Below are 18,548 nucleotides of genomic sequence, written 5' to 3'. Positions count from 1 at the left end.
CACTCCGTGATTTGCCGTGCGACCGGATTACCGGACAGCAGCCCATAGGCGCAAGGCCTGACAGGTCTCGGCCACGTCATGAACGCGGATGATCTGCACGCCCTGAGACAATCCCGCCAGAGCCACCCCGATTGATCCCGGCGCGCGGGCAGTCTTGCAAGGCTCTTTTCCGATGGTACCAATAAAGCCCTTGCGCGACACGCCCAGCAGGATCGGGCAGCCCAAGCCGTGGAACAGGCTGAGATTGCGCAAAAGGGTCAGGTTGTGATCCTCGGTCTTCCCAAACCCGATCCCGGGATCCACAACGATCTTATCGCGGCTTAGGCCAAGACGTTCCAGCAACGCGATCTGGCCTTCGAGAAAATCGTAAACATCCAGCAATACACTGTCGTATCGCGGATTGATCTGCATCGTCGCCGGATCACCCTGCATATGCATGACACAGACAGGCACTCCCTGCGCGGCACAGAACGGTGCCAATGCCGGATCGAAGGTGAAGCCCGAGACATCGTTGACCAACCCTGCCCCGGCCGCGCAGGCAGCCTTGGCGACATCGACCTTTCGTGTATCGATGGAAATCAAAGCGCCTGTTTCCGACCGGATCGCTTCGATCAACGGGCGGGTTCGGGCGATTTCTTCCTCGGCCGGGACAAAATCCGCACCCGGACGGGTGGACTCTCCGCCGATATCCAGAATCGTGGCACCATGCGCCACCATATTCACCGCAGCCACGCGAGCAGCATCTACCGAGCTGTGAACACCGCCATCCGAGAAACTGTCCGGCGTGGCATTCAGAATCCCCATGATATGAGGCACCTGCATATCAAGGCCCGCCACGTCAGCCCGCGGTTGGATCAAACGGCTCAGGCAATCTGACGGAACGTCCGAGGCCGCGACGATTTCGGGTTCGGACCCGCGCCGCAGCGCTTCGACATGGGTGAACCAAAGGGGTTGGCCCGCCAGCGGCACAGCGCCTGTGGGACGGGTCGTTCCATGCTGGACCAGTGGTCTGAAATAGGTTCTCACAGCTGGGCCTGATCCACCGCAACAGCGCGCAAGGGCGTTTTGGGTTCCGTCGGCAATGCGCCGCCGATCACCATCATTTCGCTCGCTTCAAAGGTCGCCGCGAACCATGCAGCCAGCGCCACTGCATCCGACGGGGCGGCAGACGGGCCGTCAACGGCATCCAGGACGATCTTGGATGGGGCCCAGACACAGATCTGGCCATTCTTCATCGCCCAATCCAATTCTGTCCGCGTTGAGACCACCACACAGCGATGGTCCCGTGCCGCCAGAACCCAGGCATTCTGTTCGATTGCCAACAGGTCAATTCGGCGTTGCGTCATCGCATGACCCGTTTGCGGAGCGGCCAGGTCGGATGCCCCGACACACAGGATCAGCGGGCGCTGGCGGTTCTCCAACTGATCGATCCAACCCTTCAGGTTCTCCGACGCGATGGCGTCATTCGATAGGAAGACAAGGCGGGGATGCGGGCGTTCTTCTTCGGCCACCTCATGATGGACCGAGTCTTTTCCGCGCACGATCTCAACCCCCAACGCACCCGGTCCCCGATCCAGTTTTTCGATGCGAACAAAAACCCTTACAGCCTGAGGTTCAAGCAGGATGCGTTCCGCAACGCGTTCGGCCAATGTCTCAAGCAGGTTCAGACGCTCGGCCGCCAGCTCATAGGCGATGGATTCCGTTACCCGGTCATATGACAGGATGCGATCCACATCATCATCAATCGGGTCCGTCAGAGGCCGGACTTCGACCACGATGTTGAAGCAGATCCGCTGGGTTGTTCCCCGCTCGGCCTGGAAGGCGCCGATTTCGACTTCGACGATATGGTCGCGCAACGAGATACGATCCAACGGCCCCCGAGGAGACGTCGCCTCGGACCGTTCGGACGGGTGTGCGAATGCCAGACGGATTTCAGAACTCATGGGGCAGGCCTTTTCGGGCTCGTTGCATCGTTTGCCTACTATAGGCGTCGCGAGGGCCTATAGCACTCAAACAAGCGCCATTCCAACCGCCGAATGCGGCGTCACGAGACCCGAAACCAGCTCATCATCCCCGAAGCAGCATGCCCAAGCATATGACAATGCAGCAACCAGTTCCCGGGATTGTCCGCGATCAATGCAATTTGGCGCGCCTGTCCCCGCCTGACCAGAACGGTATCACGCCAGGGGCCCAGAGAGCCATCGTCCATGATCAGCCGGAAGTGATGCCCGTGCAGATGCATTGCGTGCGGAAATGCGGTTTCATTCACGAACTCGATCCTGTGCAAACTGCCGACGGCCGCATCCAGAAACGGATCTTCGGGGCGCTCGGCGTAACCGTTCAGCGCCCAGAATTTGCCCAACTGCGCCAGCTCGCGGCCTGACAGTTCCGTTTCACCCAGCCGGGCGCTTTCCAGCCAGCGCATTGCGCCACCTTGCAAAACCATCCGGTGCGTTCTGGCATGTTGAAGATTTCCGATCTCAGGCAAAGGGTTAGGCGGCAATGCTGACACGCCCTGCCTGTGCGCCCCGGCAGCGTTTCCACCAACCTCGAACCGCGCCAGCCCAAAGGAACCATCTCTTTCGACGCTGACCAGGCTTGCCGTTTCGCCCTCGGTGACGACATCCACAATCAGATCCGCACGCTGCGCAGGTGCCAGCGGGAAAGAGCCCGACAGCCGCAGCGGTGTTTCCAAGGGCATTCCATCCAAGGCGACGATCCACCCCGAAAGACCATCAAGATCCAGATCAAATATCCGGGCATTGGACGCGTTGACCAATCGAAGTCGCAGTCGCTCGTTTCTGCGTACCGCAAACGCGGGATCGAATGATCCGTTGACGGTCAGGATGTTCCCAATCCGACCTGCATGGCTCAGATCATGGCCATTGTCGAAATCATCCGTTATCTGCGCGGTCTCAGGGTTCAACCGCCAATCATCCAACATCAGCACCAGATCCTGATCGACATCCGGTGCCGTGGCCTCTGCAACGATCAGCGGCCCGTAAAGCCCGCGGGCAACTTGTTCCATCGACTGGTTGTGCGCGTGGTACCAATAGGTGCCCGCATCCGGGACAACGAAATCATAGTCAAAAGTGCCGCCCGGTTCGACAACATCCTGCGTCAGGCCAGGCACACCATCCATGGCGTTGTCTATGCGTATCCCGTGCCAATGCACCGATGTGGGTTGGGGAAGGTCATTCACCAGCTTGCGCTGAACGCGTGCGCCCTGATCGACCTTTATGATCGTACCGGGAACTGTGTCACCGTAACTCCAGACCGTCGTGTCAGGAAACCCATCGGGCGCAACGCGCTGCCGGCTCAGATGCGCCTTGAGCGGCAGATAACCAGCTTCGGCCGCGACCGGCAAAATGGCGACTGCGGCGGCTGTTTTCAGAATGTGTCGTCGGGTGAAAAGCATTACGGGCCTCCTGGCCCGCAATATAGACTGCAACCTGCCACGCGCCATCAAGCTTCCAGCGCGGGTGCGTCAATCAGTTGCTCGCTGTCCGATAGTTGTGGCGGTAGAAAATGTGCACACCGATCCGCGCAGTCTGTTTATAGACCCGCGACCAAGATGGCCGAACCGCCGTCGTGTGGTAGTGGGTCGCCCCTTCGGTCAGCTCTTGGCCGATACCATCAATGGCGGCCCGAGCGACCTTGGACACGCGCTCATACGCTTTCTTCTCGTGGATGACCTCTTTGCGACCGTCACATGTATAGGTGAACTGGCACTGGTATTTCTTGCCGGTGCCCTGGCGGATCACACCACACAGCGAACTTGGAAAGCGGCTGCTTTTGACCCGGTTCAGAATGACCTCGGCCACCGCAAACTGACCTCGCACGCTTTCGCCTCGGGCTTCGAAGTACAGCGCCTCGGACAGGCACTTCCAGTTTTCGTCACCGGTCGCCTTGGGCTGTTGGTCAAGCCAATCCTTGGAGTATGTTACTTCAACAGGTTTGGCCGCCTTGCGCGGCTGGAACAGTTTGAAATAGTCGCGAAAGCTTTGCGCCGGCAATTCGCTGCGGGCGACAAGTTCTTTCTTTGCAGTATCAATTGCTTCCCTCTCGGCGAAGGACGCACTCGGCAGCACGGTTGCCGCCATTGTGGCAACAGCCATTATGTAACGTAGCATCAGATAACCTCGCACAGGCACTTCACGCGCCATACCCTCCCCCGGCGGGCGCGACGAGGCATCTAACGCAATCGAGCGCAAAGGTCCAGTCTTTCGGAAAATGCAAGTGGAATCTTGCCCGCAGCGAAGATAAATTTCGCCTGCGAGTGTTCTGATAACCCACTAATCCTTGGGTTTTCAGCCCCTGTCAACCCCCAAGTCTGGAGGAAATCGCCAGTTGAGCGGCAGCCAGCCGAGCGACAGGAACCCGGAACGGCGAACACGAAACATAGTCGAACCCCAAATCCCTGCAAATGGCGATTGATTCGGGGTTTCCGCCGTGTTCTCCGCAAACCGACAGAGTTACATCCGGTTTCGCGGCTCGTCCCCGTTCGGCTCCCAGCTTCAGCAATTCCCCGACCCCATCCGGATCAAGAACGTGGAACGGATCTTCGCCGAAGACACCCTGGCGAACATAGGCGGACATGAAACGGCCGGCATCGTCGCGGGACAGACCATAGGTCATCTGCGTCAGGTCATTGGTACCGAAACTCATGAACGCGGTCTGCGGGGCGATCTCTTCTGCGCGCAGACAGGCGCGCGGGGTTTCAACCATCACACCCAGCCGATATTCAAATTCCTGCCCTCGTTCTGACGCGACCGCGGCCGCAACCGAATCGATGCGGGACTTGACCAGTTCGACCTCTCGTTTCGCAGAGACCAGCGGGATCATCACTTCGGGCACGACCGGGGCGCCGTTCTTTCTGGCATCAAGCGTGGCTTCGAAGATCGCGCGCGCTTGCATGTCATAGATTTCCGGCACCGTTACGCCCAGACGAACGCCGCGCAAACCCAGCATCGGGTTGTATTCAGTCATCGCATTGACCCGGCGTTCGACATCGGAAACCGGCAAATCCAGCGCCTCGGCCAATTCCCGTTGACCGCTGCGCGTGGTGGGCAGGAACTCGTGCAAGGGCGGGTCGAACAGGCGAATGCAGACAGGCTGCCCTTCCATGATTCTGAACAGTTGAACAAAGTCTTCGCGTTGCATCGGAAGCAAACGTTCCAGCACAGCCGCCCTGCCCGAGGACGTTTGCGCAAAAATCATCTCGCGCATCACGATCAGGCGACCGGGTTCAAAGAACATATGTTCCGTCCGGCACAGGCCGATCCCCTGAGCCTGAAAATTGCGCGCCGTCTGCGCATCGGCCGGCGTGTCGGCATTGGCGCGGATGTCAATATCACGCTCGGCATCGGCCCAGGCCATCAATGTCTGAAAACAATCATCCAATGCGGCCTCAAGCATGGCAGGCTGCCCTGCCAGCACCTGACCGGAACTGCCATCGATGGTCAAAACATCACCGGTTTTGAAAACACGGCCATCGGGCGCGGTCAGCATCTTTTTTTTGGTCTGGAACCGCATGTCTGAGGCACCAACGATACAGGGCAGGCCAAGTCCGCGACCTATCACGGCAGCGTGGCTGGTCATGCCGCCCTTTTCCGTCAGAACCGCTACGGCGGCATGCATCCCACGCACATCCTCGGGCGAGGTTTCGCGGCGGACCAGAACGCAGGCCTCTCCGCGCGCGGCACTGGCCTGCGCTTCTGCGGATGTAAACACGATCTTTCCGGTTGAGGCGCCCGGGCTGGCGCCGATGGCCGTTGTCAGAACATCACGCCGCGCTTCCGGATGGACCTGCCGGTGCAATAGTTCATTCAACGCATGGGGGTCCACACGCATCACCGCCTCTTGCGGCGGTATGATCCCGTCCTCAGCCAGACGAACGGCGATCCGCATCGCTGCGCGCGACGTTCTCTGAACCCGGACGCCATCCAGAATGTGCACTTTGCCGTTTTGAATGACGAACTCGACCTGCATTTCTTCGCGCAGTTTTTCGCGCATCAGCGCGGCTTGTTCTTTCAACTCGGCAAAGGCTTTGGGTGCGACTTCTTCAAGCGACGGTCCTCGCGGGTCTTTCTCAAGAAACAGCGCCGCCACATCTTCGCCCAGCGCATCCCGGCCCTGGCTCTGGCTCAGATAGCGCCCCGTGATCTGCGGCATTCCGGTGGTCGAGTCGACCAGTTGAAGCACGCCTGATCCGCATTCACCCTGCCCGACGCCCGGGATCATCTCTTGAATGACAAGCCCAAGACCGGCATCTGCCGGGGCCCCCTTGGCCTGCCGCAGCAGCCGGGCGGATGTCCCGTCCCATGCACGGGCCATCGAGCGTAAAACCCCGATCAACTGCTCACCCCGGTCCTGCGGGAAGGCTTCGTCCGTTTCATCTTCGTACGCGCGCAGGGAATGGCGCAGGCCTTCGCTGCCATCCATGTCGATGTCATCAAACACATCCGCGTCCAGCCGCGCCACGTGGATCGCATAGCTTTGAACGAACCTGAGATACAGCGCAGCGGCGGCCTCTGCCCCCATGGTGTCGGACAGGTCCACATAGCGGGCATCATTCATGCCAATGTTCAGAACCGCACCGGGCCCACCCCAGTCGGGATCTTCAGAACTTGGTCGGACGCACAGCAAGGTCGTGGGATCGAATTGCTCAAGGATCGCGTCAAGGTTCGGAACGTCGCCTTCCGCAATCTGATGGACCGCATCAAACGACAAGGCGACGGTCCGGGGCACCGGCAGGTCCAGTCGGACCAGCCGCTGCAGACACTTGGCCCGCCCGCCATGGGTATGGGCCGTGACCGGCGCATCGGATGTAATGAGCGTGGTATGCGGATTATTCTGCACTGCAGCACCTTTTGATTTGCCTGCAGCATAAGCGCTTGCGCCCTTCGTGCAAGGGCGTTGTGGGCACGCATCGCTGCGTGCCCGAGGTTTTAACCTTCGATCCGCGACAGATCGGCCACGCTGGAACAAACCTGCCTGATCTGACTGAGCAGGTTCAACCGGTTACGACGAATCACGTCATTGTCGGTGTTGACCTGTACGTCCTCAAAGAACGCATCCACCGGCCCGCGCAGCGCGGCCATGGCCGCCATTGCAGTTGGGAAGTCTTCGGATTTCAGGGCAACGTCGATTTGCGTCTGCGCTCCATTCAAAGCCGCAAAAAGCGCCTTCTCGCTGTCGGTCTCGGCGAATTTCACATCCGCGCCATAGGAGTATTCCACGCCGTCCCTTTCCTCGGCCTGGGTCAGGATGTTGTTGGCCCGCTTGAACCCTTGCACGAGGTTTTCGCCATCCTCGGTCGCGATCACGGCATTCAACGCGCGAGCACGTTTGACCAGCAGGTTGAGGTCGTCATTGCCCCCCATCGCGATGCACGCATCGATGATGTCGTGGCGGATGCCCTCGTCACGCAGAAAGACTTTGAGGCGGTCGTGGAAGAAGGACGAAAGGTCATCGGACGTATCGGGTACCTTCCGTTCAAGATGCAGAAAGTCCGTCATTTGATGCGTCCCGGCCTTGTCGCCCGCAAGCTTCTCCTTCACCGTACGGAACGCCGCTCCGAAAACACCGTGGTCGGCAATCTCATCCAACAGATCTGCGACATGCCCGTCGTGCAAGGCTTCGTTCGAAGCCGCTTCGGCCCGAACGAGTTGCGCGTCGAAGAAACGGTCGAGCTTCAGCCGCAGATCATTGTTCAGGATCAACCGGATCACCCCCAAGGCCGCGCGACGCAGCGCAAACGGGTCCTTCGACCCGGTGGGCTTTTCATCGATCGCCCAGAACCCGGCCAAAGTATCAAGTTTGTCCGCAAGCGCCACGGCGACCGACAGAGGTGCCGCAGGCACATCATCCGACGGCCCCAGCGGCGAGTAATGTTCCTGCGCAACAGCAGCCACCGCGGCATCCTCGCCGGCGGCTTCGATGTAATACCGCCCCATGAGCCCCTGAAGTTCGGGGAATTCATAGACCATCTCGGAACTCAGATCGGCTTTGGCCAGACGCGCAGCCTTTTCGGCCTGATCGGCATCCGCGCCTGTCACCGGGGCCAGTTCACGGGCCAGAGCAGCGATGCGATCAATACGCTCGGCCTGCGTGCCCAGCTTGTTGTGGAAGGTCACATTCTCCAACGCGCGGGTCCATTGGGCGATGTCCGTTTTGGCGACGCGCAGGTCGTTTTCCCAAAAGAACTTGGCATCGGCCAGACGCGCCGACAGCACCTTTTGATTGCCGGCCAGAATGGTCGCGCCGTTATCGGTGGTTTCGCGATTGGCGACGGTGATGAAACGCTCGATCCGGCCAGTCTTGGGGTTCTTCACCGAAAAGAACTTCTGATGCTCTTTCATCGAGGTCTGCAACACCTCGGGCGGCAATTCGAGGAATTCCTCGTCGATTTTCCCCATCAACACCACAGGCCATTCCACCAGCCCGGCAACCTCGGCCAACAGTCCCTTGTCTTCGACGATTTCCAGACCGGCGGCAAAAGCCATGTTCTGCGCATCATTCCAGATGTGTTCGGCACGTTCATCCTGTGACAGCAAAACGAATGCGCGTTTCAGCTTGGCGGCATAGTCCTCGAAAGACGTAACCGGGAACTGGTTGGGGGCCATGAAACGATGACCGGCCGTGGTGTCACCGGAACGGATGCCATCGACCTGCATCGGAACAACCTGCGCCCCTGATTCATCCGACAAGATGCACAGAATGGAATGCAACGGGCGCACCCACCGCAGACTGCCGCTGCCCCAACGCATGGATTTGGGCCATGGGAAATTGCGAATGGTGGCTTCCAGCACTTCGGCAATGATCTCGGCGGCCGGGCGGCCCGGTTTCTCGATGGTGGCGAAATAGACAGCGCCCTTGGGTGTCTCACGCTCTTCCAGTTGGTCGCGGGTCAGGCCCGCGCCCCGCAGGAACCCTTCGATCGCCTTGTCCGGCGCGCCAACCTTGGGCCCTTTGCGCTCTTCCCGGATTGTCGGGCTTTGCGCCAGCAGACCTTCCACCGCCAGTGTCAGGCGGCGCGGTGTGGTCAGTGCGGCCGCGTTTGAATAGGTCAAACCGGCCTCGACCAGACCATCGGTAATCCGCTTTTTCAGATCCTCACCGGCACGGGTTTGCATCCGCGCAGGAATTTCTTCGGAAAACAGTTCGATCAGCAGGTCGGGCATAGTCGGTCCTTAGAAGTTCACAATCGTCTGAATGACGATGGCATTGGCGATATCCACAAAGAAGGCGGATACAAGGGGCAGCACGATAAAGGCAATAGGCGACGGCCCATATCGCTTGGTTACTGCCGTCATATTTGCAATCGCCGTGGGTGTGGCGCCCAGGGCAAAGCCTCCGAAGCCCGCTGCCAGCACCGCTCCGCGATAATTCGAGCCCATCAGGGGAAACAGTACCCAAATCACGAAGACGACCGTAAACACCGTTTGCGCCGTCATGATCACGGCAATCGCCACACCCAGTTCCGCGATGGTCCACAACTGCAAGCTCATCAGTGACATTGCCAGAAAGGCCCCAAGCGCAAATTCAGACAGCAATGCCAGCGACGGTGTCCGTGCAACCGGCGGCGCGGACGGAGCGATGGCCGCACGGACATTCGAGATCACGATGCCCATGATCAGACAAGGAACAAACAGCGGCAGTTTCAGCCCCGCAGCCGAAATCGCCTCGCCCAGCGCATAGCCCAGAATAATCGCAAGGTTCAGATGCAGCAGCACGCGCATGATGGTCACATGGTCAATTTCGGTGGCTGCGGTCGTTTCTTCCGGCAATCCGACCGTATGTTCTTCGTCAGGTCGGTCCGGCGACAGGCCTCGTGTTTCCACCAGAAGACGGGCGATGGGGCCACCCACCAGCGCAGCAAGCACCAGTCCGAGCGTCGCCACGGCAACGCCAAGTTCGGTTGCACCGTCCAGACCCGTTGCGCTGGCAACTTCGGGTGCCCATGCGATTGCGGTTCCGTGTCCACCAATCAAAGCGGCCGAACCGAACAGAACGCCTGCTTGCGCCGGATAGCCAAACAAGGAAGCCCCTGCCGCGCCGATAACGTTCTGCGCAACAATCGTGACAAGCGTCAAAATCAGGAGGATCAACAAAGGCTTACCACCGGCAATCAAGTCAGAAAGCCGCGCGTTCAGTCCGATCCCGGCAAAGAACAGAACCAGCAGAGCGTCCCGGGTCTGCAACTCGAATGACAGCTCAACATTGGCAAAGAGATACAGAAGCAAAACCACGAGCGAAGCCAAAAGGCCGCCCGTGACCGGTTCAGGAATATTGAACTGCCTCAGAACTGCGACTTTGCCGTTGATCCGGGCACCCAACAAATACACCGCAAACCCCAGAGTTGCAGTAATGAAGTCCGGGATCAAAACGGCGTCAGCCATGGTTTTCCTCAGTTTTCAGGGCGTTTCGGACACTCCTCACCCACCACCGTACCGTCATAGGCTTTTTCACCGCAGTTGTTCAACGCGTGCCAGACATATCCCTTGCCATCCCTGGTAATCGCCACGATCCGGTCAACGCCAAAATGGATGTTCTTTTCGCTCAAAAACGCCTGCGCCTGCCCCGATTTCAGCGCATCGCCCAGCGACACGGCATCGTAACAGTCAAACCAGCCCGGCGCGGTCAAGGGTTCGGGGTTTTCGACAGCAATGAACCCGGCCATCTGATCCGGTTTCAGATCCGTTTCAAAACAGCCGCGGTAGCGGATCGGAGAACTGTCCGCATCGATCGCCTGAAAGTCTGAATAGGGGATCGGGACAGGCGCATCGCTTTGGTCCGTCATCAGGACCACGTCCTGGCCGGGTTGCGGTTCGACCTCGTAGTAGAAACCGTAAATCTGCAAATAATACATTCCGGCCCCGGCCACCAAGGCCGACAACAACAGCACAATTGCCAGCAGTTTTCCCGTCATGTTTCAGGCTGCCTCTTTCAAGTTCTTGTAAAATAGGACAGGTTTCATCCGGGTACAGGCATCAATGAGGTCAACACCATGGATTCCACGCTTGCTGTCGGTTTTTTCGGCGCATTGTTTGCCATCATGAACCCGGTTTCCAACCTGCCGGTGTTTCTGAGCGTCACTCAGGATCTGCCTGCCGCCGACCAGCGCAAGATTGCGGTGAAGACGGTGATCTATTGCCTGATCCTTGGCGGTGCCTTTGCGCTGGTCGGAAGTCAGGCGCTTGGCCTTTTTGGCATCAGCGTCAATCACCTGCGGGTCGCCGGTGGCCTGGTCGTCATGATGATCGGCCTCAACATGCTGAACGGAAACGAAAGCACCTCTCATCACGGAACAAAAGGAGAGAAGGAAGCTTACCCCGAAACCGATACGGTGGCCTTTTACCCGCTGGCCTTTCCCATTCTTGTGGGCCCCGGCACAATAACCACTCTGATCCTGTACGCACATCAGGTTAAAACCACGGTCGAGGCCTTTGTTTTTATGGGAGTATTTCTTGTCGTGGTCGGTCTGCTTCTGATCACGTTCTGGAACGCCGCCTGGCTGGCTGAACGCCTGTCCAGCAACGCGCGCGTGATCATGAGCCGCTTCATGGGTATGATCCTTGCCGCCATTGCCGTCAGCATGATCGCAGACGGGCTCAAGGCGCTTTTGCCCGGGCTGGCCTGATTGCCTCATCAGGCCTGAAACCCGGCGGCCTCGGTCTGCACGAACGCATCCGCACATTGTTTGGCCAACGCACGGACGCGCCCGATATAGGCCTGCCGTTCGGTCACCGAGATCACGCCACGCGCGTCCAACAGGTTGAAGATGTGACTGGCCTTGATGCATTGATCATAGGCCGGGTGCGCCATGATGATGCGTTTGCCCGTCTTCGGGTCCACATGCTCTTGGCTCAGAATGGCGGCGCACTCGGCCTCGGCCTCTTCGAAGTGGCGCAGAAGAACCTCGGTGTTTGCCACGTCAAAGTTCCAACGTGCGTACTCCTCTTCGGTCTGCTTGAAGATATCGCCGTAAGTCAAAGGACTGGGCGACTGGGGGTCATTGAACGGCATGTCCATCACGTGATCGATGCCCAGCACATACATGGCCAGACGCTCAAGCCCATAGGTCAGTTCGCCTGATACCGGCGCGCAGTCATGGCCGCCAACCTGTTGGAAATAGGTGAACTGGCTAACTTCCATTCCGTCACACCAGACTTCCCAACCCAGACCCCAAGCGCCGAGCGTCGGGCTTTCCCAGTCATCTTCGACAAAACGGATGTCGTGCAGATCCATGTCGATGCCGATCGCCTCGAGGCTCCCCAGATACAGCTCCTGCAAATCCGGTGGGCTGGGTTTGATCAGCACCTGGTACTGATAATAGTGCTGCAACCGGTTCGGGTTCTCGCCATAACGCCCATCCGTCGGGCGGCGTGACGGTTGAACGTAAGCCGCAGCCCAAGCTTTCGAGCCAAGCGCGCGCAGGGTGGTCGCGGGATGGAACGTTCCGGCCCCGACTTCCATGTCATAGGGCTGTAGAATGGCACAGCCTTTAGACGCCCAATAGGTCTGAAGCCGCAGGATGATCTCCTGAAATGAACGCGGTGCGCTGGTCGGTTCGGTCATGGCATTCCCTCTGGGCGCCTTTGCGCCCGGTTCCGGTCGGTTTTGCCCTTCCTATGCAAGGGGCAAAGGGGCGTCAACGGGGCTTGGGGCCAAGCCTGTATCTGCAGGGCCACACCGTAAATTCCCCGCATTCGCGGCATGGCTTTTCGCAAATGAATTCGCGTATTCTGCGCCAAAGCACGAACACTGCATAAGACGGGCAGACTATGACACGCGTATTTTCAGCAATCCTATTGTTTCTTCTGGTCGGCCTGCGCGCCGCAACCGCACAACAAGATCCCGGCGTCTGGGTCCAGGTCGAGGCCCAGCCATCACTGCGCGAAGCGCAGGAACGGGCACAGGCCTATGCCGGTGCTTTGCCGGATGTGAACGGGTTTCGCCTGAACAGCGGCTGGTACGCGATCGTGATCGGCCCCTATGCGCGGACCGACGCCGAACAGGTGCTGCGCGTCTATCGGGCCGAAGGCCAGATCCCGCGCGACAGTTACATCGCGTTTTCCAGCGCGATGGGGCAACAGTTCTGGCCCATCGGGGCAAACGTGCTGAACCGTGGCGCCGTCGCGGCACCAATTGAACAAGCGGCACAACCGGAAGAGGCTCCGGCAGTCGACACACCACAGGATTCGGATGAAACCCGTGCGCAGGCGCTTCAGTCCGAACGTCTGTTGACCGCGCAGAAACGCAAGGATCTGCAAACGGCTCTGCGCGCGGCGGGGTTTTACAACTCGACCATTGATGGTGCGTTCGGGCAAGGCACCCGCCGATCGATGAGCGATTGGCAGCGCTATAACGGGTTTGACGCCACGGGCGTTCTGACCACGTTGCAGCGCAAGGCCCTGATGGATGACTACAACGCGCCGCTGATCTCTGTCGGAATGGAGCGGTATTCCGACGACAAGGCCGGGATCGTGCTCGACATGCCTCTGGGCGCTGTCATCCTTGATCGCTATGAGGCGCCCTTCGCACATTTCAAAAGCAGCTCTGACCTGAACGCCAAGGCGCTGCTGATCAGCCAAGAGGGGGACAAGAACACGCTCCGCGCGCTTTACGAGGTGATGCAATCGCTTGAGATCGTTCCACTGAATGGCCCTCGTGAACTGGGCCGCGACCGGTTTACCCTTGAAGGACGCGGCAACGGCAAAGTGTCCTTTACGCAAGCGCAATTGGCCGATGGACAAATCAAGGGCTTCACCCTTGTCTGGCCCGAAGGAGACGAGGCACGTCGCCTGCGAGTTCTGTCAGCGATGACATCCAGCTTCCGCACGAAGGATGCGGTTCTGGATGCCGCCGCCGGTGCATCCGCAGAACAGCGCATCGATCTGGTGTCGGGCCTTCAGGTCCGCAAGCCTCGGCTGACGCGCTCTGGTTTCTTCGCGGATGAGAACGGGACAGTACTGACGGTTTCCGAGGCCGCGGAGAGCTGCACGCGGATCACTCTGGATGGTGATCAAGAGGTTCAACTGGCCCTGACTGACCCTGAACTTGGCGTGGCGGTCCTGCGCCCTGCAAAAACGCTCGCCCCCATGAGCGTCGCCGCGTTCAGTGCCACCAAGCCGCGCATCAAGTCGGAAGTGGCCGTGTCCGGCTTTTCCTATCAGGGCGCATTGGGTGGCCCCACCCTGACCTACGGGCAGGTCGCGGACATACGTGGGCTGAGCGGTGAGACCGGCGTCAAGCGTCTGGCGCTGAACGCCCAACCCGGTGATGCAGGCGGCCCGGTCTTCAACGACAGCGGCAACGTCGTCGGAATGTTGTTGCCCATACCGTCCGAAGGGCGCACCCTGCCCGCTTCGGTCAGCCTTGCGGCCACCGTTGATCGGTTGACCGAAATTCTTGCAGAGGCCGGAGTGTCCGGTCAATCGAGCGAAGAAACCATACAAATATCGCCCAATGAGTTGAACCGGCGCGCAACCGGCATGACGGTTCTGGTTCACTGCTGGGATTGATCAGACAGCACCTCAGCAAAAAAGCGCCGCATGAAAGTGCGGCGCTTTTTCGTTACAGAATATCAGGTGTCACGTGGATCAAGGTCGGCACAGGCGCATCGAATGCGGCCCTTACTGCACTTTGCATCTCTGCCACATTCGAAGGCGCCGAGGAGCGCGCACCAAAGGCTTCGGCAAGTTTGCAGAAATCGGGATTATGCGCCATGACCGCGTTGGGCGCGATCTGGCTGCGCACCATACTGTCCTCGATTTCCTTCAGTTTGCCGTTGTCCCATAGAATGATCGGAAGCGACAATCCCAACTCAACCGCCACGCCCAGTTCCTGCATCGTGTAATGGAACCCGTAATCCCCCGCGATAACCGCCGTGGGTTTGCCGCGTCGGGCAACCGCCCCGCCGATACCGGCGGGCAACCCGTAGCCAAGAGTGCCAAACCCCGTCGGGTGGTGCCAATGATGGGGGTAGGCCATGTCCCAGACCTCTTTTGAAACATAAGCAAATTGGGTCATGTCCGAATAGATCATCGTATCGGCCGGCATGGCCGCGCGCAGGGCATCTGCGATCGGTACGATTCCGGGCCGCTCGGCATCCACCTCGGCACGCCAGCGGGCGCGCATCTCGGCGACTTCCTCGGGCGACCAGCCTGTTGCTGGTTTCATGTCCTGAGTTACGTGCCACAAGGCGCGGGCAAAGCTCTGGCTGTCGACTTGCAGCTTGATGGCGGCGCGGTGGCGATCCGCAAGAACCTCGGGGTCGAGATCAACGCGTATCAAGGTCGCCTTGTGCCCCAAATCCTGCCGCCACAAATCGACCTCGCCCAGCTCGGCCCCGACAGCGATCACCAGATCCGCCGAGGCGATTACCTCGGCACTGCCGGGACGCGGCAACATGGACCCGAAATCCAGCGGATAATTTGCGCCCGGCAGCCCGCGCCCGGCATAGGTGGTAAAACAGGCCGCCCCCAGCTGTGTCAAAATCTGCCGCCAATCATTCGACCTGCATCCGCCGCCCAGGATGAACAGCGGTCTGCGGGCCAGGTTCAACATGGACACGACCGATGACACGTCAGGCGGCAAGGCTTTGGTGCGCAGCGCGGGCTGGTTGGGGAACGGCGCGGGGTCGGCCTCGGCCTGCAACTGCGCGATGGGCACCTGAATGTGCTTGGGGCGCGGGCGCGAAAGCTCGAATTCTTCAAACGCCCGCTCTATCAGCCCATAGGCAGCTTCGGCAGAGTTGGCCTTTACAGACCAATCCGCAACCGTATCGGCGGCGGCACGTTGATCCTTCATCTGGTGCAACTGACCCCGGACAGCCTGCGTTTCATCCAGACAGGAGGACAGAATCAGCATCGGAACCGAGTCGCTGTAGGCCTGTCCGATCGGGGTCATGATGTTGCACAAACCGGGGCCGGTGATCACATAGGCGACGCCGGGGCGGCCGGTCGCGCGCGCGTAACCGTCAGCCATGAATCCGGCCCCCTGCTCGTGCCGGGCCAGAACATGCGTGATGCCGGCCTCTTCGATACCACGATACATTTCCTGGTTGTGGACGCCCGGTATACCGAAAATCACATCCACGCCACGATCCTTGAGCATATGCGAGATTTGCGCGCCAAGGGGTCTTTTCATCAGCCTCTCCAGAATTGAACGGTGAAGATCGCGTATACCGCTAAAAGCTCGAGCCGCCCGACCAGCATTCCAGTTGTCAGCAGCCATTTGGCCGTATCGTTGAGACCGGCAAAATTGCCCGCCGGTCCGATCTGAGCGCCAAGACCCGGGCCGACGTTGGCCAGCGCTGTCGCGGCCCCGGAGACGGACGTGATGAAATCCAGACCTGTCAGCGCCAACGCCCAGGACAACACCCCCATCGACAAAACGAAAAACATGAAAAAGCTCATCACCGATGTCAGAACGTCCCGTCCGACTGGCCTTCCATCATAGAGCGGCATGAACACGCCATGCGGGGACCGGATCCGTTTGATCTGGCTTTTGATTGAGGCGAACAGCAACTGATAGCGAAAAACCTTGATCGAGCAGGCAGTCGACCCCGCGCATCCACCGATCAACCCGATCAGGAAAAACAACATGATCGGAAAGCTGCCCCACCCCATGTAATCGACACTGGCATATCCTGTCCCCGAGATGATCGAGGTGATGTTGAACAGTGACTCGCGGAACGCCTGTTCCCAATGATGCGGAAAGACCGAGGTCAGAAAGACTGACATGATGACAACCAGAACCAGAATGGTCGCTAGAAATGCCCGGATTTGACTGTCTTTCCATAGGGACGCCGTATGACCATTGGCCAATTGGACATAGCGCACAAAGGGTAAAGCCGCCAAAATCATGAAGACGGATGCTGCATATTCGGCCGGGCCCGAAAATGTTCCAAACGAGGCATCATAGTTCGAAAAACCGCCCGTGGACACTGTCGTGAAAGCATGCACCAACGCATCAAAAAAACTCATCCCAAATGCGGCATAGACCAGCACGCATACAAGTGTCAGGAAGACGTAGATCAGGGAAATCTGCCCCGCGATCTCCTGCGCGCGGGGCAGGATTTTCCCCATGGTCTCAAACCCTTCCGAGCGGAAGATTTGCATGCCACCAACCCGCAATTCGGGCAGGAATACCATCGCGACGACGATGATACCGATGCCCCCCAGCCATTGCAGGATACCGCGCCACAACAAAAGGCCCTTTGGCAGCGTGTCCAACCCTGATATCACGGTCGAACCGGTCGTCGTGAGGCCTGACATCGCCTCGAAATAGGCATCGACAAAGCGCAGCTCGGTTTCACCGAACAGAAACGGGATTGCACCAAACACCGGCAGCGCGACCCACACGCCGGTTGTCAGCAAAAAGGTCTGCCGGATGGTCAGCCCTTCGCCCACGCCGTTCGAGCAGCTCATCGCCAGGACGGATCCGGTCAGCATTGTGATTATCGCGCTTTCCAGGAACACATTCCATTCGCCGCGACCTTCGATAATGTCCGCGAGCATAGGAAACAGCATGGTCGCCCCAAGAATGGCGACCAGCAAGCCAATCACATATCCGACCGGGCGAAGATCCATCATAACGCGCAGCGTTGGCGCGCCAGCCCGACCGTGTCAAGCAGATGATCCCGGTTTACGTGTCTGTTTTGGTATCTGCCCCCGGCATTGCGGGCGGTTTTGACGGCGGTCGCGTTTTGCGCGCCTGCGGTTTTGATTGTTCTGCAGATGCCGCAGGTTTTGACCGCGCAGCAGCGGGCGCCGGCTTCTGACGTTCTGCTTTGGGCGCAAGGGGCGCGGTTTTTGCTGGGGTCGAAACGGTTTGTTCGATAGGCTTAGCGGCTTTGGCACGCGCAGCAGGTGCCTTGGTCGCAGAAGCCGCCGGTCTGGTACGAGGTTTTTTTGCTGGGGCCGACGCGCCTGAGGAAGACGTGGTTGCAGTCGCGTTCCGCGCAGCCGGTTTGGCGTTTTTTGCAACAGCTGCGGCCGGTTTCGGTTCTGTTTTTGGCTGCGGCGCCGATTTGGGTGCTGGTCTTGGTGCGGGCTTTGCTATCGCCGCAGGTTCAGCCTTTGGCGTGACGGCGGCGCGCGGCTTCGCGGAAAACTCCGCAGGTTTGAGCTCAGGTTTGCCGGCGGTGACCTTCGTTACGGTTTTTTTCACTGCTGCAGTCTTTTTGACGGCAGGTTTTTGCACACGCGGCGCAGTGGCTTTTGCCTTGATTGTCGTCTTTTCCACCGGCTTTTCCGGGGACGCCGCAGCCACGTGCAACGCTTGCACAGGAGCCATCGGCAATTCGAACGCTGAACGGGCTACGATCTGCATGATCTTCATCTGGTTGACCATTGCGTAACCAGCCATGCGAATTGCCGCAGCTTGAAACTCCAGCGGTTGGGTTATCGGATTCATTACATGCTTCTCCTGTAATAACGATGCAGCCCAAATGTGATGGATAAAACGCCTTGCCCTCTTCGATTTCTCGAACGGTGGTCGCGGTCTTGCAGTCCAAGGCGTCTCACGTCTCGGCATCC

Annotated in this window: 14 protein-coding genes; 2 read left to right on the top strand and 12 right to left on the bottom strand. The window is 59.2% G+C overall.

Annotated elements, in window-relative coordinates; all coding sequences use genetic code 11:
• Window positions 1-27 precede the first annotated feature (27 nt).
• The 8 genes from folP to GOW60_RS05430 form a co-directional block, all read right to left on the bottom strand.
• The gene (gene folP / locus GOW60_RS05465) at window positions 28-1,026 is read right to left on the bottom strand and encodes a dihydropteroate synthase (protein WP_171228514.1); all 999 of its coding nucleotides are present in this window, start codon (window positions 1,024-1,026) and stop codon (window positions 28-30) included.
• Entirely contained in the window at window positions 1,023-1,943 is a 921-nt protein-coding gene (locus GOW60_RS05460; protein ID WP_152457620.1) for a dihydroneopterin aldolase, read from the bottom strand. The genes folP and GOW60_RS05460 overlap by 4 nt, the downstream gene beginning before the upstream one ends.
• A gap of 101 nt (window positions 1,944-2,044) precedes the next feature.
• Window positions 2,045-3,418: a multicopper oxidase family protein gene (locus tag GOW60_RS05455; RefSeq protein WP_171228513.1), complete on the bottom strand. Its 1,374-nt coding sequence runs from the start codon at window positions 3,416-3,418 to the stop codon at window positions 2,045-2,047.
• A 73-nt stretch (window positions 3,419-3,491) separates the two neighbouring features.
• Window positions 3,492-4,133 (bottom strand): cell wall hydrolase, encoded by a 642-nt coding sequence (locus GOW60_RS05450; RefSeq protein ID WP_170346602.1) that lies wholly within the window; start codon window positions 4,131-4,133, stop codon window positions 3,492-3,494.
• A gap of 187 nt (window positions 4,134-4,320) precedes the next feature.
• Window positions 4,321-6,861 carry a putative PEP-binding protein gene (locus tag GOW60_RS05445; RefSeq protein WP_152457617.1) on the bottom strand — a complete coding sequence of 847 codons (2,541 nt, stop codon included), beginning with the start codon at window positions 6,859-6,861 and terminating at the stop codon, window positions 4,321-4,323.
• An 89-nt stretch (window positions 6,862-6,950) separates the two neighbouring features.
• Window positions 6,951-9,185: a glycine--tRNA ligase subunit beta gene (glyS, locus tag GOW60_RS05440; protein ID WP_171228512.1), complete on the bottom strand. Its 2,235-nt coding sequence runs from the start codon at window positions 9,183-9,185 to the stop codon at window positions 6,951-6,953.
• Between the two features lie 9 nt (window positions 9,186-9,194).
• Window positions 9,195-10,403, bottom strand: coding sequence for a sodium/glutamate symporter (gene gltS, locus GOW60_RS05435; protein ID WP_171119581.1), 1,209 nt, complete (start codon window positions 10,401-10,403; stop codon window positions 9,195-9,197).
• Window positions 10,404-10,411: 8 nt separating this feature from the next.
• Window positions 10,412-10,933 carry a DUF6446 family protein gene (locus GOW60_RS05430; protein ID WP_152457614.1) on the bottom strand — a complete coding sequence of 174 codons (522 nt, stop codon included), beginning with the start codon at window positions 10,931-10,933 and terminating at the stop codon, window positions 10,412-10,414.
• Window positions 10,934-11,011: 78 nt separating this feature from the next.
• Here GOW60_RS05430 and GOW60_RS05425 point away from each other — a divergent pair, with 78 nt between their 5' ends.
• Window positions 11,012-11,644, top strand: coding sequence for a MarC family protein (locus GOW60_RS05425; protein ID WP_171228511.1), 633 nt, complete (start codon window positions 11,012-11,014; stop codon window positions 11,642-11,644).
• Window positions 11,645-11,652: 8 nt separating this feature from the next.
• On the opposite strand, the gene GOW60_RS05420 is transcribed toward GOW60_RS05425, so the two are convergent.
• Entirely contained in the window at window positions 11,653-12,582 is a 930-nt protein-coding gene (locus GOW60_RS05420) for a glycine--tRNA ligase subunit alpha (RefSeq protein ID WP_152457612.1), read from the bottom strand.
• A gap of 206 nt (window positions 12,583-12,788) precedes the next feature.
• Between GOW60_RS05420 and GOW60_RS05415 the strand changes: the two genes are divergently transcribed.
• The gene (locus tag GOW60_RS05415; RefSeq protein WP_171228510.1) at window positions 12,789-14,528 is read left to right on the top strand and encodes a serine protease; all 1,740 of its coding nucleotides are present in this window, start codon (window positions 12,789-12,791) and stop codon (window positions 14,526-14,528) included.
• Between the two features lie 52 nt (window positions 14,529-14,580).
• Here the strand turns inward: GOW60_RS05415 and GOW60_RS05410 are convergent, their stop codons facing one another.
• Genes GOW60_RS05410 through GOW60_RS05400 form a run of 3 tightly spaced genes read right to left on the bottom strand, consistent with a single transcriptional unit; the run spans window position 14,581 to window position 18,546 of the window.
• A complete protein-coding gene (locus GOW60_RS05410; RefSeq protein ID WP_171228509.1) occupies window positions 14,581-16,155 on the bottom strand; it encodes a thiamine pyrophosphate-binding protein in 1,575 nt (524 codons plus the stop codon).
• On the bottom strand, window positions 16,155-17,603 hold the full coding sequence (locus tag GOW60_RS05405) for a TrkH family potassium uptake protein (protein WP_171228508.1): 1,449 nt from the start codon (window positions 17,601-17,603) through the stop codon (window positions 16,155-16,157). Before GOW60_RS05405 ends, GOW60_RS05410 begins: the two co-directional genes overlap by 1 nt.
• Window positions 17,604-17,655: 52 nt before the next feature.
• Window positions 17,656-18,546 (bottom strand): hypothetical protein, encoded by an 891-nt coding sequence (locus GOW60_RS05400; RefSeq protein WP_171228507.1) that lies wholly within the window; start codon window positions 18,544-18,546, stop codon window positions 17,656-17,658.
• Between the last annotated feature and the right edge of the window lie 2 nt (window positions 18,547-18,548).

The sequence above is a fragment of the Ruegeria sp. HKCCA4008 genome (assembly GCF_013033125.1).
Taxonomy (GTDB): Bacteria; Pseudomonadota; Alphaproteobacteria; order Rhodobacterales; family Rhodobacteraceae; genus Ruegeria.
The sequence above is the reverse complement of the archived record's forward strand: the minus strand, read 5'-3'. Positions and strand labels throughout refer to the sequence as shown.

Coding starts and splice junctions, on each gene's coding strand:
- GOW60_RS05460 (WP_152457620.1), bottom strand. CDS start 1,943: ATGAGTTCTGAAATCCGTCTGGCATTCGCACACCCGTCCGAACGGTCC.
- GOW60_RS05455 (WP_171228513.1), bottom strand. CDS start 3,418: ATGCTTTTCACCCGACGACACATTCTGAAAACAGCCGCCGCAGTCGCC.
- GOW60_RS05450 (WP_170346602.1), bottom strand. CDS start 4,133: ATGCTACGTTACATAATGGCTGTTGCCACAATGGCGGCAACCGTGCTG.
- glyS (WP_171228512.1), bottom strand. CDS start 9,185: ATGCCCGACCTGCTGATCGAACTGTTTTCCGAAGAAATTCCTGCGCGG.
- gltS (WP_171119581.1), bottom strand. CDS start 10,403: ATGGCTGACGCCGTTTTGATCCCGGACTTCATTACTGCAACTCTGGGG.
- GOW60_RS05430 (WP_152457614.1), bottom strand. CDS start 10,933: ATGACGGGAAAACTGCTGGCAATTGTGCTGTTGTTGTCGGCCTTGGTG.
- GOW60_RS05425 (WP_171228511.1), top strand. CDS start 11,012: ATGGATTCCACGCTTGCTGTCGGTTTTTTCGGCGCATTGTTTGCCATC.
- GOW60_RS05420 (WP_152457612.1), bottom strand. CDS start 12,582: ATGACCGAACCGACCAGCGCACCGCGTTCATTTCAGGAGATCATCCTG.
- GOW60_RS05415 (WP_171228510.1), top strand. CDS start 12,789: ATGACACGCGTATTTTCAGCAATCCTATTGTTTCTTCTGGTCGGCCTG.
- GOW60_RS05410 (WP_171228509.1), bottom strand. CDS start 16,155: ATGAAAAGACCCCTTGGCGCGCAAATCTCGCATATGCTCAAGGATCGT.
- GOW60_RS05405 (WP_171228508.1), bottom strand. CDS start 17,603: ATGATGGATCTTCGCCCGGTCGGATATGTGATTGGCTTGCTGGTCGCC.
- GOW60_RS05400 (WP_171228507.1), bottom strand. CDS start 18,546: ATGCCGAGACGTGAGACGCCTTGGACTGCAAGACCGCGACCACCGTTC.